This is a genomic window from Klebsiella sp. 10982, from assembly GCF_048589245.1.
Lineage (GTDB): Bacteria > Pseudomonadota > Gammaproteobacteria > Enterobacterales > Enterobacteriaceae > Klebsiella > Klebsiella quasivariicola.
Genome location: NZ_JBMAXV010000017.1, coordinates 53,303 through 66,104, shown reverse-complemented (window position 1 = coordinate 66,104; position 12,802 = coordinate 53,303). Strand labels below are relative to the sequence as shown.

Annotated in this window: 11 protein-coding genes; 7 read left to right on the top strand and 4 right to left on the bottom strand. The window is 56.6% G+C overall.

The window, feature by feature from the left end; genetic code table 11:
- Positions 1–109 precede the first annotated feature (109 nt).
- Positions 110–835 (bottom strand): 30S ribosomal protein S2, encoded by a 726-nt coding sequence (gene rpsB, locus ACKLKD_RS14605; protein WP_025712341.1) that lies wholly within the window; start codon positions 833–835, stop codon positions 110–112.
- A 322-nt stretch (positions 836–1,157) separates the two neighbouring features.
- Here rpsB and map point away from each other — a divergent pair, with 322 nt between their 5' ends.
- The 4 genes from map to ACKLKD_RS14585 all read left to right on the top strand — a co-directional run bounded on the left by map (position 1,158) and on the right by ACKLKD_RS14585 (position 6,023).
- Entirely contained in the window at positions 1,158–1,952 is a 795-nt protein-coding gene (gene map, locus ACKLKD_RS14600; protein WP_025712340.1) for a type I methionyl aminopeptidase, read from the top strand.
- Positions 1,953–2,009: 57 nt separating this feature from the next.
- Positions 2,010–4,673, top strand: a complete 2,664-nt coding sequence (glnD, locus tag ACKLKD_RS14595; RefSeq protein ID WP_087805041.1) for a bifunctional uridylyltransferase/uridylyl-removing protein GlnD — start codon at positions 2,010–2,012, stop codon at positions 4,671–4,673.
- Between the two features lie 30 nt (positions 4,674–4,703).
- Positions 4,704–5,528 (top strand): 2,3,4,5-tetrahydropyridine-2,6-dicarboxylate N-succinyltransferase, encoded by an 825-nt coding sequence (dapD, locus tag ACKLKD_RS14590; RefSeq protein WP_080897886.1) that lies wholly within the window; start codon positions 4,704–4,706, stop codon positions 5,526–5,528.
- A 108-nt stretch (positions 5,529–5,636) separates the two neighbouring features.
- Positions 5,637–6,023 carry a DUF3461 family protein gene (locus ACKLKD_RS14585; protein WP_002889292.1) on the top strand — a complete coding sequence of 129 codons (387 nt, stop codon included), beginning with the start codon at positions 5,637–5,639 and terminating at the stop codon, positions 6,021–6,023.
- Between the two features lie 93 nt (positions 6,024–6,116).
- Here the strand turns inward: ACKLKD_RS14585 and cdaR are convergent, their stop codons facing one another.
- From cdaR to dgt, 3 genes are all read right to left on the bottom strand, one after another.
- Positions 6,117–7,274, bottom strand: a complete 1,158-nt coding sequence (gene cdaR, locus ACKLKD_RS14580) for a DNA-binding transcriptional regulator CdaR (RefSeq protein WP_002889289.1) — start codon at positions 7,272–7,274, stop codon at positions 6,117–6,119.
- 166 nt (positions 7,275–7,440) lie between these two features.
- Positions 7,441–8,874, bottom strand: a complete 1,434-nt coding sequence (degP, locus tag ACKLKD_RS14575; RefSeq protein WP_080897885.1) for a serine endoprotease DegP — start codon at positions 8,872–8,874, stop codon at positions 7,441–7,443.
- A 134-nt stretch (positions 8,875–9,008) separates the two neighbouring features.
- Complete coding sequence (dgt, locus tag ACKLKD_RS14570) at positions 9,009–10,523, bottom strand: dGTPase (protein WP_025712336.1); 1,515 nt, start codon at positions 10,521–10,523, stop codon at positions 9,009–9,011.
- 83 nt (positions 10,524–10,606) lie between these two features.
- Here dgt and mtnN point away from each other — a divergent pair, with 83 nt between their 5' ends.
- From mtnN to ACKLKD_RS14555, 3 genes are read left to right on the top strand one after another with little or no spacing between them, the layout of a single operon-like run.
- A complete protein-coding gene (gene mtnN / locus ACKLKD_RS14565) occupies positions 10,607–11,305 on the top strand; it encodes a 5'-methylthioadenosine/S-adenosylhomocysteine nucleosidase (RefSeq protein ID WP_004204440.1) in 699 nt (232 codons plus the stop codon).
- Positions 11,298–12,098: a vitamin B12 ABC transporter substrate-binding protein BtuF gene (gene btuF / locus ACKLKD_RS14560; protein ID WP_080897884.1), complete on the top strand. Its 801-nt coding sequence runs from the start codon at positions 11,298–11,300 to the stop codon at positions 12,096–12,098. The genes mtnN and btuF overlap by 8 nt, the downstream gene beginning before the upstream one ends.
- 35 nt (positions 12,099–12,133) lie before the next feature.
- Entirely contained in the window at positions 12,134–12,760 is a 627-nt protein-coding gene (locus ACKLKD_RS14555; RefSeq protein ID WP_023292038.1) for a TRIC cation channel family protein, read from the top strand.
- Positions 12,761–12,802 lie beyond the last annotated feature (42 nt).

Below are 12,802 nucleotides of genomic sequence, written 5' to 3'. Positions count from 1 at the left end.
TCGGGAGATGTGGATACTGCCCGGCCAGAGGCCAAACAGCGTAAATTGAAAAAAGGGGCCGATAATGGGCCCCTATTCATACACGGTACTAATAAGGGCTTAAACCTTATTATTCAGCTTCTACGAAGCTTTCTTCCGCCTGAGAAGCCAGGTCCTGAGAGCGACCTTCACGAACGGTAGCAGCCACAGCGCCCAGGTACAGGCTTACTGCGCGGATTGCATCGTCGTTACCCGGGATAACGAAGTCAACGCCGTCCGGATCAGAGTTGGTATCAACGATAGCAAATACCGGGATACCCAGGTTGTTTGCTTCTTTGATAGCGATGTGCTCGTGGTCAGCGTCGATAACGAACAGTGCGTCCGGCAGGCCGCCCATGTCTTTGATACCGCCCAGGCTGTTTTCCAGCTTGTCCAGCTCACGAGTACGCATCAGCGCTTCTTTTTTGGTCAGCTTGTCGAAAGTACCGTCCTGGGACTGAGTTTCCAGGTCTTTCAGACGTTTGATGGACTGACGAACGGTTTTCCAGTTAGTCAGCATACCGCCCAGCCAGCGATGGTTCACGAAGAACTGGTCGCAGCTGTTAGCAGCGTCTTTTACCGCTTCGCTTGCAGCGCGCTTAGTACCAACGAAAAGGATTTTACCTTTACGAGCAGCGATCTTGTTCAGTTCAGCCAGGGCTTCGTTGAACATCGGTACAGTTTTCTCAAGGTTGATGATGTGAACTTTGTTACGCGCACCGAAGATGAACGGCTTCATTTTCGGGTTCCAGTAACGGGTCTGGTGACCGAAGTGAACACCAGCCTTGAGCATGTCGCGCATGGAAACAGTTGCCATGTTTAAAACCTCTATAGATGAAATTGGGGTTATGCCTCCACGTATCCCATATTACCGACCCCGAAGGGCACCCCGGAATATGTGCCGATACGTGTGTGTTATTACACAAAGTGAGCTATGTCGCTTACGTCCATCCTTGTGTATCTGAGATGGAACGGAAGTCCGGCGCGCTTTATACCACAAAACCCGGCCAGACACCAACTCTTGTTGACGTGTCGTGCTGTTAATGATTCTCAATTTGGCACCAGCCTGCCCGGACTGTTACCATTGACAAGACTTACTCTATTATTGTCGAAAAAATCGACACTGCTGGACATATTCCATGGCTATCTCTATCAAGACACCTGAAGACATTGAAAAAATGCGCGTTGCCGGCCGCCTGGCCGCTGAAGTGCTGGAAATGATTGAACCCTGGGTTAAACCGGGCGTGAGCACCGGCGAGCTGGACCGCATCTGTAACGACTACATCGTTAACGAGCAGAAGGCCATCTCCGCCTGCCTCGGCTACCATGGTTATCCGAAGTCCGTCTGCATTTCGGTCAACGAAGTGGTCTGCCACGGCATTCCTGACGACGGCAAGCTGCTGAAAGATGGCGATATCGTCAATATCGACGTGACGGTCATTAAAGATGATTTCCATGGCGATACCTCCAAAATGTTTATCGTCGGCAAACCGACGATTCTCGGCGAGCGCCTGTGCCGCATCACTCAGGAAAGCCTGTATCTGGCGCTGAGAATGGTGAAGCCCGGCATCAACCTGCGCACTATCGGCGCGGCCATTCAGAAATACGTGGAAGCGGAAGGTTTCTCCGTGGTGCGCGAATACTGTGGTCACGGTATCGGCCGCGGCTTCCATGAGGAGCCGCAGGTGCTGCACTACGACTCGCCGGAGACCAATGTTGTGCTCAAACCAGGCATGACCTTCACCATCGAGCCGATGGTCAACGCCGGTAAAAAAGAGATCCGCAGCATGAAAGACGGCTGGACGGTGAAAACTAAAGACCGGAGCTTGTCTGCGCAGTACGAGCATACTATTGTGGTGACAGACAACGGCTGCGAAATTCTGACGCTACGCAAGGATGACACCATCCCGGCGATAATCTCGCACGATGAATGATGAAAAGCCGGCGCCCGCCGGCTTTTTTATTAGATAGTTTTTTCTTATGGTGACGCGATGAGCAACTCATTACCTGACACAGCCTCCCCTCTTCTGCCCGTCCCGCCGGAACATCCGGTGAGCTGGCCGCAGGGCGATCTGAACTGTGCTGCAATTAAGGCGCACATCGATACCTTCCAGCACTGGCTGGGCGAGGCGTTTGACTCCGGCATCGCCGCGGAGCAGCTCATTGCGGCGCGCACCGAATTTATCGACCAGCTGCTGCAGCGGTTGTGGATCGCCTGCGGTTTTGAATCCGTCAGCGACCTGGCGCTGGTCGCCGTCGGCGGCTATGGCCGTGGCGAACTGCACCCGCTCTCAGACGTCGATCTGCTGATCCTCAGTCGTAAAAAACTGCCGGACGACCAGGCGCAAAAAGTCGGCGAACTGCTCACCCTGCTGTGGGACGTCAAGCTGGAGGTGGGCCACAGCGTACGCACCCTCGAAGAGTGCCTGCTGGAAGGTCTCTCGGATCTGACCGTTGCCACCAACTTAATCGAATCGCGCCTGCTGATCGGCGACGTCGCGCTGTTCCTTGAACTGCAAAAACATATTTTTAGCGACGGCTTTTGGCCATCGGAAAAGTTCTTCGCCGCCAAGGTCGAAGAGCAGAACGTCCGTCATCAGCGCTATCATGGCACCAGCTATAACCTGGAGCCGGACGTGAAAAGCAGCCCCGGCGGCCTGCGCGACATCCATACGCTACAGTGGGTGGCCCGCCGTCATTTTGGCGCCACCTCGATGGATGAGATGGTCGGTTTCGGCTTTCTGACCGAAGCCGAGCGCAATGAACTCAATGAGTGTCTGCACCAGCTGTGGCGTATCCGCTTCGCGCTGCATCTTGAGCTCACGCGCTATGACAACCGTCTGCTTTTCGACCGCCAGCTCAGTGTGGCCCGCCGGCTCGGCTATGAAGGCGACGGCAACCAGCCGATTGAGCATATGATGAAGGACTTCTTCCGTGTCACCCGCCGGGTGAGTGAGCTGAACCAGATGCTGCTTCAGCTGTTTGAAGAGGCCATTCTCGCCCTGACCGAGGATGAAAAGCCGCGTCCGATAGACGATGACTTCCAGCTGCGCGGCACCCTTATCGATCTGCGTGACGACACGCTGTTTATTCGCGAACCGCAGGCCATTCTGCGCATGTTTTATATGATGGTGCGCAACAGCACTATCACCGGCATCTACTCCACGACGTTGCGCCATCTGCGCCATGCCCGCCGCCATCTGACCCAACCGCTGTGCTATATCCCGGAGGCACGCACGCTCTTTCTCAGCATGCTGCGCCACCAGGGGGCGGTAAGCCGTGGGCTATTGCCGATGCACCGCCACAGCGTGCTGTGGGCCTATATGCCGCAGTGGTCGCATATTGTCGGCCAGATGCAGTTCGACCTGTTTCACGCCTATACCGTCGATGAGCACACTATCCGGGTGATGCTCAAGCTGGAGAGCTTTGCCAAAGAAGAGACCCGCAGCCGCCACCCGCTGTGCGTGGAGCTGTGGCCGCGCTTAACGCACCCGGAGTTGATTTTAATCGCCGCCCTGTTCCATGACATCGCCAAAGGGCGCGGCGGCGACCACTCGATCCTCGGCGCGCAGGATGTGCTGAAGTTTGCCGAGCTGCACGGGCTGAACTCCCGCGAGACGCAGCTGGTCGCCTGGCTGGTGCGTCACCATCTGCTGATGTCGGTCACCGCCCAGCGGCGCGACATTCAGGATCCGGAGGTGATTAAGCAGTTCGCCGAGGAGGTGCAAACGGAAAATCGCCTGCGCTATCTGGTGTGTCTGACCGTCGCCGATATCTGCGCCACCAACAAAACCCTGTGGAACAGCTGGAAGCAGAGCCTGCTGCGCGAACTCTATTTCGCCACCGAGAAACAGCTGCGTCGGGGCATGCAAAGTACCCCGGACATGCGCGAACGGGTGCGTCATCATCAGCTGCAGGCGCTGGCGCTGCTGCGGATGGACAATATTAATGAAGAGGCGCTGCATCAGATCTGGAACCGCTGCCGCGCCAACTATTTCGTGCGACATACGCCGACGCAGCTCGCCTGGCACGCCCGCAACCTGCTGCGTCACGATCTGAATAAGCCGATGATCCTGCTGAGTTCGCAGGCCACCCGCGGCGGTACGGAGATTTTTATCTGGAGCCCGGATCGCCCTTATCTGTTCGCCGCGGTGTGTGGCGAACTGGATCGTCGCAACCTCAGCGTCCACGACGCGCAGATCTTCACCACCCGCGACGGTATGGCGATGGATACCTTTATCGTCCTCGAACCCGACGGCAGTCCGCTTTCCGCCGACCGCCACGAGGCGATCCGCCAGGGTCTGGAGCAGACCATCACTCAGCGCAGCTGGCAGCCTCCGGCCCCGCGTCGTCAGGCGGCAAAGCTACGCCATTTTTCCGTGGACACCGAGGTGAATTTCCTGCCGACCCATACCGATCGAAAATCGTTTCTGGAGCTAATTGCGCTCGATCAGCCTGGGCTGCTCGCCCGCGTCGGCCAGGTGTTCGCCGACCTCGGCATATCGCTTCACGGGGCGCGAATTACGACAATTGGTGAGCGAGTAGAAGATTTATTTATAATCGCCACCGCCGACCGGCGTGCCCTTAATAATGAGCTGCAACAAGAAGTGCAACAACGGTTGACAGCGGCCCTCAATCCAAACGATAAAGGGTGACGTATTTTTTTTAGTGAATGGAAAGAAACAATGCAGCAGTTACAGAACGTTATTGAGTCCGCCTTCGAGCGTCGCGCCGACATCACGCCGGCCAATGTGGATACCGTGACCCGCGAAGCGGTTAACCAGGTTATTGCCCTTCTGGATTCCGGCGCGCTGCGCGTCGCTGAGAAGATCGACGGCCAGTGGGTGACGCATCAGTGGCTGAAAAAGGCGGTACTGCTCTCTTTCCGTATTAACGATAACCAGGTTATCGATGGTGCGGAAAGCCGCTACTTCGATAAAGTGCCGATGAAATTCGCGGACTATGACGAAGCGCGTTTCCAGAAAGAAGGTTTCCGCGTGGTGCCGCCGGCAGCGGTGCGCCAGGGCGCATTCATCGCCCGCAACACTGTGCTGATGCCGTCCTACGTTAACATCGGCGCCTACGTTGATGAAGGCACCATGGTTGACACCTGGGCCACCGTCGGTTCCTGCGCGCAGATCGGTAAAAACGTGCACCTGTCCGGCGGCGTCGGCATCGGTGGCGTACTGGAGCCGCTGCAGGCGAACCCGACTATCATCGAAGATAACTGCTTCATCGGCGCGCGCTCTGAAGTGGTTGAAGGGGTGATTGTCGAAGAAGGCTCCGTTATCTCCATGGGCGTTTACCTCGGTCAGAGCACCAAAATCTACGATCGCGAAACCGGCGAAATCTTCTACGGCCGCGTGCCGGCTGGCTCGGTAGTGGTATCAGGCAACCTGCCGTCGAAAGATGGTAAATACAGCCTGTACTGCGCGGTGATCGTGAAGAAAGTCGATGCCAAAACCCGCGGCAAGGTCGGTATTAACGAACTGCTGCGCACCATCGACTAAAGCAAAATAAAAAGCGGGAGATATCCCGCTTTTTTTATATTTGATGCTGGCGAAAATGGATTTTTTCGTTAATTATTCAATGGTTATGATGCTATCAAAGGTACCGTTATGTACGATAATCTGAAAAGTCTTGGCATTACCAACCCTGATGAGATCGATCGCTATAGCCTGCGGCAGGAAGCTAACAACGACATTCTGAAAATCTATTTTCAGAAAGACAAAGGCGAATTCTTCGCCAAGAGCGTCAAGTTTAAATATCCGCGTCAGCGCAAAACCGTGGTTGCCGACGGCGTCGGCCAGGGCTATAAAGAGGTCCAGGAGATCAGCCCTAATCTGCGCTACGTCATTGATGAGCTGGATCAAATCTGCCAGCGCGATCGCACTGAAATCGATCTCAAGCGTAAAATCCTCGACGATTTACGCCATCTGGAAAGCGTGGTCACCAATAAGATCAGCGAAATCGAAGCCGATCTGGAAAAGCTCACCCGAAAGTAAGCGCATCCCCGGGCTGGCCGTTTTCCTCCGCTACAGACAACACGCATCGTCCAGGCCGGGTAACGCTACCCGGCATTTTTTTGCCTAAACGCCTTAGCGTTGTTCATCCAGCTGCAGCGCGATATACAGCAGCAGCCTGTCGTCAAAGCTCCCGAGATCGAGGCCGGTCAGCTCCGAGATACGGTTCAGCCGGTATTCCAGCGTATTCCGATGAATAAACAGTGCCTTTGACGTCGCCAGCGGCTGCACGTTATGGCGAAACCACGCCTGCAGCGTCCGCCGCAGCAAACCGTTGTTATCCATTGCCTTCAGACGCGCCAGCGGACGGGCCAGTTCATTGGCCTGCCAGCCGCCGCGCAGGCTGTCGAGCAACACCGGCAGCATCAGATCCTGATAGAAATAACTACGGCTCTCCGGCATCCTCTGCTTGCCAACCATCATCGTCGTGCGTGCGGTACGGTAAGAGCGGGCGATACTTCCTGGGCCGGTGAAGAAGTTACCCAGCGCCACGCGAAAGCGCAGCTGGCCATTCTCTTTCATCCTGGCGATAAGCTGCTCGACGCGCCGGACGTGATCGTCAGCGTCCCAGCGGCCAAAGCTGTTCAGCGCCGGTTTCAGCACCACCATTTCCGTGAGCGAGACAATGGCGACCAGATTATTGCGATCGGGGGTGGTCAGCGCGTTCTGCAGCTGCTGCAGTTCAGCCATCGCACTGTCCACGCCGAGCTGGCCGCTGTCCACCTCAATCATCGCCACCACCCGCGGCTGATTGAGATCGATGCCCAAACGCTGGGCCCATTCGTTCAGCGCCGGGGTATGCTCTTCCGCCTGAATCAGGTTCATCACCAGCTCTTCGCGCAGGCGGCTGTCCTGGGCCAGAAGATGCATTAGCCGCGACTGCTCCAGCATCATCTCAGCGGTCATGCACACCAGCTCGCCATATTTTCGCAGCGATTCCGGCTCGCCGGTCAGGCCGATCACCCCGACGATTTCACCTTCGAGACGCAGCGGCAGGTTGATCCCCTGGCGTACCCCGTGCAGATGGCGAGCAACCGCATCGTCGATATCCACCACCCGCCCCTGGGAAAGCACCAGCAGCGCGCCTTCGTGCAATTCACCAATCCTTTCCCGATCGCCGCTGCCGATAATCCGCCCGCGGGCATCCATCACGTTGATGTTGGTATCGATGATGCGCATCGTCCGCGCCACAATATCCTGCGCCATTTTGGTATCAAGATGCCAGCCAGCCATGTAATCCTCCCCTTAGCAGGGCACCAGCATAAAAGAGTCATCGTTGTAGCGCATTGTGCATATGCACTAAGCCGGGGAGAGATATGTGGAGTTGTGGAAGGAGTCACAGAACGAAAAAAAGCCCCTGCCCTCGGCGAGGACAGGGGCTTGCGGATGGCGCTGACGGTTACTGCATCAGCAGGTAGATAGAGGCGTCGCCGCGCTGAATGTTCAGCGCCAGCACAGACGGTTTGGCATCGAAGATTTTCCGCAGGTCAGCGATGTTTTTCACCGCTTGCTGGTTCGCACCGACGATGACGTCGCCTTTCTTAAGACCAATCTGTGCCGCCGGGGTACCGGCTTTCACATTATTGACCACCACGCCCTTGTCCTGGCCCTTGTTGCTCATTTCCGCCCCTTCAATCCCATTGAAGATGGTGCTGGAATCAACCTGGGTCTGGTTGCTCTGCTGCAGTTCGACGGTAACGGTCACCGGTTTGCCGTCGCGCAGCAGGCCAAGCTCAACTTTACTGCCGATAGGCATGGTGCCAACCTGGGCACGCAGCGCGGCGAAGCTGCTGATCGCTTTCCCGTTGAGGGAGGTGATCACATCGCCGGCTTTAATACCCGCTTTCGCCGCTGCCGAACCTGGCATCACCTGGCTGACGAAGGCGCCGCGCTGGGCGTCGACTTTCATCGCTTTCGCCAGCTCAGAGTTCAGTTCGGTGCCCATAATGCCGAGCTCACCGCGCTTCACCTGGCCATATTTCACCATCTGCTCGGTCAGGTTTTTCACCATGTTGCTTGGGATAGCAAAACCGATACCGATGTTGCCGCCGTCCGGCGCCAGGATAGCGGTATTGATACCGATCAGCTCGCCGTTGAGGTTCACCAGCGCGCCGCCGGAGTTCCCGCGGTTAATGGCCGCATCGGTCTGAATAAAGTTTTCGTAGTTTTCCACGTTCAGGCCGCTACGGCCCAGCGCGGAGACAATCCCGGAGGTCACGGTTTCGCCCAGACCGAACGGGTTGCCGATAGCCACAGTATAATCACCGACGCGCAGCGCATCGGAGTCGGCAAGCTTAATCGCCGTCAGGTTTTTCGGATCCTGAATCTGAATCAGTGCGATATCAGAGCGCGGATCTTTGCCCACGACCTTGGCATCAAACTTACGGCCATCGCTCAGCTGAACCTTGATGGTGGTGGCATTGTCCACAACGTGGTTGTTGGTGACCACATACCCTTTGGCGGCATCAATAATGACGCCAGAGCCCAGGGCCATGAATTTCTGCTGCTGGCCGCCGTCAGGCTGACCGCCCTGTCCACCGCCCTGGCAAAACGGCGAACTCTGGAAAGGAGAACCATCCTGGCAGAACGGCGAGTTATCGCCAAAGAACTGCTGGAAGTTACGCGGCATCCGTGGCGTATTCACGGTGGTGCTGCCTTCGACGTTAATGCTTACTACCGACGGCATTACCTTCTCCAGCATTGGGGCCAGGCTTGGCATCTGCTGTGCATTAGTGGCCGAAGATGCCGTTTCTGCCGCGCTCGCAGAGAGCGGGGACAATGCCAGACCTAAACTCAGAGCCAGTGCACTCATTGCTAACGTGGTTTTTTTCATCAGTTTCAATCTCAATATCAGATAACGAAAGTTGCTGTGTACGTGACTATCAGAGTCATTTTATAGCGTTAAGTTCCGGAATTAAGTCTCTGGAAAAAGTAAAAATTTATTGTCCATCTTTACAAAACTCAGACCTATTCCACCGCCATCAGCCGCCGATATTCATCCCACGCATACAAATCCGTCATCCCGCTAATATAATCCTGAATCAGACGGCAGCGATAATAGTATTCCAGCACCGTAAATTCGGGCGCCGTGCGCGCCAGCTTATTTACCGCTTCAACATACGCCAGCCGGTGGCGGGTCGAAAGTTTCTGATACAGCCGGGAGGCAATGGGTAAACGCCGTACCCTTTCCTGCGCCACTAATTCGCTGAAATCCTCCAGCGATAATTTCAGCAGCGGCTGATAGATATCCAGCAGTCCGCTAATCACCCGGTAGCCCTGCAATTCAAGCTGTTCAACATCCGGATGGCTAAAGACCTGTTTCATCGCCACATTTTTATAGAGTTCCAGCAGCTGGCTGCAATCGCTGTCGTCCTCGAGCAACGCGTGATTAAAGTCTCCCGTGAAAATGGCCGGCAGATTATCAATAAATCGGCGCGCCGCGTAGGGCACCAGCTTATTCAGCGTATTCACCCGCAAATACATAAAAAACTGATCTTCCGCGCTCTGCTTCAGGGAATTGGCTCGCGATTTCTCCCAGGCGTTTTCTACTACCTGTGAGAATAACGATCCTTTTTCATGGCGACCCCAGGCGTCATAAAGATGCTGATAGAGCTGCTCTGCGCTAAAAATACGTTTTTCCACCGCGTCTTCAAGATCTGCGACGCAATATGAGATGTCATCCGCAGCTTCCATAATCCAGGTTAATGGGAATCGATTGTAAGGCGCCAGATCCAGTTCTTTACGCAGGCGCGCCACATACTCTTCTTCGGCCAAATAATAACCCGGCTTCTTCATTAAATAACTGTGGCTGGCAGGCGTCGCCTCGGACCACCACGCCGGACGAGTATATTTCAGAATACAGCCCACCTGCGCCCACGTTAGATTCATCCTCATCAGCGTATGCACCAGGCGAATGCCCTGCGCGTTCCCCTCAAAGCAGCAAAGGTCCTGGCGCACTTTGCGCCGCAGCGTATTGAGCGCCGTTTCTCCGTCATGCAGCCGTAATGCCTGCACTTCGCAACGATCGTCGGTCAGCGGTTGTCCAAGCGCATCGCCAGGGGCCAGCCGCTGGCGGAACCAGTCGTTAATCGCCGCCTCGCCAAAATGGCCAAACGGCGGATTGCCGATATCGTGCATCAGGCAGGCCATCTCCACCACGCTCTCGAATGGCCCGGTCAGTTCTTCCAGACCATACTCTTCCAGCAGCTTCTGCTCTTTCAGCCGGCTCAGCACCTCTTTGGCGATATAGCGGCCCACCTGCTGCACCTCCAGCGAGTGGGTCAGGCGGGTGCGCACCGCCGCGTTTCGTTCCAGCGGGAAGACCTGGGTTTTTTGCTGCAGGCGGCGAATTGCCGGTGAGTTGACGATCCGTCCCCGATCGCTTTCGAAGATCCGCAGGATGTCACGCTCCGTCTCCACCCGTGGCGGTGAACGGAAGCGTCGACGCCAGTTTATCTTGTTGCGAAAATCAATCTTTGCCATAGCCTCTCCCGCGCGAGCAATACGCTTCCCCTTAAGCGCATGATAGACTATGCAACTAAACCTGACACATCGCGAGTAAATCTATGAAAATTGGCATTATTGGCGCTATGGAAGAGGAAGTTACCCTTCTGCGCGACAAAATCGAAAACCGCCAGACTATCACCATTGGCGGGAGCGAAATCTACACCGGCCAACTTCACGGCGTTGACGTCGCTCTGCTGAAGTCTGGTATCGGGAAAGTGGCGGCGGCCATGGGCGCGACCCTGCTGCTGGAGCGTTGCCAGCCAGACGTGATCATTAATACTGGTTCTGCCGGCGGCCTCGCGCCGACGCTGAAGGTTGGCGATATCGTCGTCTCCGACGAAGCGCGCTACCACGACGCCGACGTCACCGCCTTCGGTTATGAGTACGGCCAGTTGCCGGGCTGCCCGGCGGGCTTCAAAGCGGACGAAAAACTGGTGGCCGCTGCAGAGAGCTGCATTAACGCGTTAGATCTCAACGCCGTTCGCGGCCTGATCGTCAGCGGCGATGCCTTCATTAACGGCTCCGTTGGTCTGGCGAAGATCCGCCATAATTTCCCGCAGGCGATCGCCGTGGAAATGGAAGCGACCGCCATCGCCCACGTCTGCCATAACTTTAAGGTTCCCTTCGTGGTGGTTCGCGCCATCTCCGACGTGGCCGACCAGCAGTCCCACCTCAGCTTTGAGGAGTTCCTTGCGGTCGCCGCCAGACAGTCCACCCTGATGGTGGAGAATCTGGTACAGAATCTGGCACGTGGCTAAGTCGTTATCCTTCGCGCTTGCCGCGCTGCTGTTACTCGCCCCGGCGTGGCTGCTGGCCGCGCCGCGGGTGATTACCCTCTCCCCTGCCAATACCGAACTGGCCTTTGCTGCCGGGATCACGCCGATCGGCGTCAGCAGCTATTCCGATTATCCTCCGCAGGCCAAAACCATCGAACAGGTTGCCAGCTGGCAGGGAATGAATCTGGAGCGCATCGTGGCGCTCAAGCCAGACGTGGTGCTGGCCTGGCGCGGGGGCAATGCCGAACGCCAGGTTAACCAGCTGCAGTCGCTGGGTATTCACGTCCTGTGGGTGCAGACCTCAACGATCGAAGAGATTATTGCCACCCTGCGTCAGCTGGCGCAGTGGAGCCCGCAGCCGGAAAAAGCGCAACAGGCGGCGCAGACAATGCAGCAGGAATACGATGCGCTGAAAGCGCGCTATGCCAACGCGCCGAAGAAACGCGTCTTCCTGCAGTTCGGCTCTACGCCGCTGTTCACCAGCGGCCCCGGCTCGATTCAGGATCAGGTGCTGAGACTGTGCGGCGGCGAAAATATCTTCGCCACCAGCCGTGTTCCCTGGCCGCAGGTGAGTCGCGAGCAGGTACTGGCTCGCCAGCCGCAGGCGATTGTGGTGACCGGCGACGCCAGCCGCGCTGCCGATGCCCAGCGCTTTTGGCAACATCAGCTCACCATTTCGTTGATTGCGTTACACAGTGACTGGTTTGAACGCGCAGGCCCACGTATTATCCTCGCCGCCAAACAACTTTGTACGGCGCTCGACCAGGTAAAATAACCTCCGGTAACCCGGATGCTCAGTGGGAATCAACGATGCTTGTCTATTGGCTGGATATAATTGGTACGGCCGTTTTCGCGATCTCCGGCGTTCTGCTGGCCGGAAAATTACGCATGGACCCGTTCGGCGTGCTGGTATTAGGTGTGGTGACGGCGGTGGGCGGCGGGACCATTCGCGACATGGCGCTGGCGAATGGCCCGGTGTTCTGGGTCAAAGATCCCACCGATCTGGTGGTGGCGATGGTCACCAGCATGCTGACCATCCTGCTGGTCCGCCAGCCGCGCCGGTTGCCAAAATGGATACTGCCAGTTCTTGACGCTGTCGGTCTGGCGGTGTTTGTCGGTATCGGCGTGAATAAAGCCTTTCTCGCCGGCAGCGGCCCGCTGGTGGCCGTGTGCATGGGCGTGGTAACCGGCGTGGGCGGCGGCATTATTCGCGACGTACTGGCGCGCGAAATACCCATGATCCTGCGTACCGAGATCTACGCTACCGCCTGTATTGTCGGCGGTATTGTCCACGCTACGGCGCACGACACCTTTCACCTGCCGCTGGAGAATTCGGCAATGATGGGGATGGTGGTCACCCTGGCGATCCGTCTGGCGGCTATCCGCTGGCATCTGAAGCTGCCGACGTTTGCGCTGGACGATAACGGACGCTCATAAAAGCAAAACGGTAACCTTAAGGTTACCGTTTTTAGGGTTTGC

What these genes read in the sequence shown, in the direction of transcription:
- rpsB (WP_025712341.1), bottom strand. Translation starts at nt 835, where the DNA reads ATGGCAACTGTTTCCATGCGCGACATGCTCAAGGCTGGTGTTCACTTC.
- ACKLKD_RS14555 (WP_023292038.1), top strand. Translation starts at nt 12,134, where the DNA reads ATGCTTGTCTATTGGCTGGATATAATTGGTACGGCCGTTTTCGCGATC.
- mtnN (WP_004204440.1), top strand. Translation starts at nt 10,607, where the DNA reads ATGAAAATTGGCATTATTGGCGCTATGGAAGAGGAAGTTACCCTTCTG.
- map (WP_025712340.1), top strand. Translation starts at nt 1,158, where the DNA reads ATGGCTATCTCTATCAAGACACCTGAAGACATTGAAAAAATGCGCGTT.
- glnD (WP_087805041.1), top strand. Translation starts at nt 2,010, where the DNA reads ATGAGCAACTCATTACCTGACACAGCCTCCCCTCTTCTGCCCGTCCCG.
- ACKLKD_RS14585 (WP_002889292.1), top strand. Translation starts at nt 5,637, where the DNA reads ATGTACGATAATCTGAAAAGTCTTGGCATTACCAACCCTGATGAGATC.
- dgt (WP_025712336.1), bottom strand. Translation starts at nt 10,523, where the DNA reads ATGGCAAAGATTGATTTTCGCAACAAGATAAACTGGCGTCGACGCTTC.
- dapD (WP_080897886.1), top strand. Translation starts at nt 4,704, where the DNA reads ATGCAGCAGTTACAGAACGTTATTGAGTCCGCCTTCGAGCGTCGCGCC.
- degP (WP_080897885.1), bottom strand. Translation starts at nt 8,874, where the DNA reads ATGAAAAAAACCACGTTAGCAATGAGTGCACTGGCTCTGAGTTTAGGT.
- cdaR (WP_002889289.1), bottom strand. Translation starts at nt 7,274, where the DNA reads ATGGCTGGCTGGCATCTTGATACCAAAATGGCGCAGGATATTGTGGCG.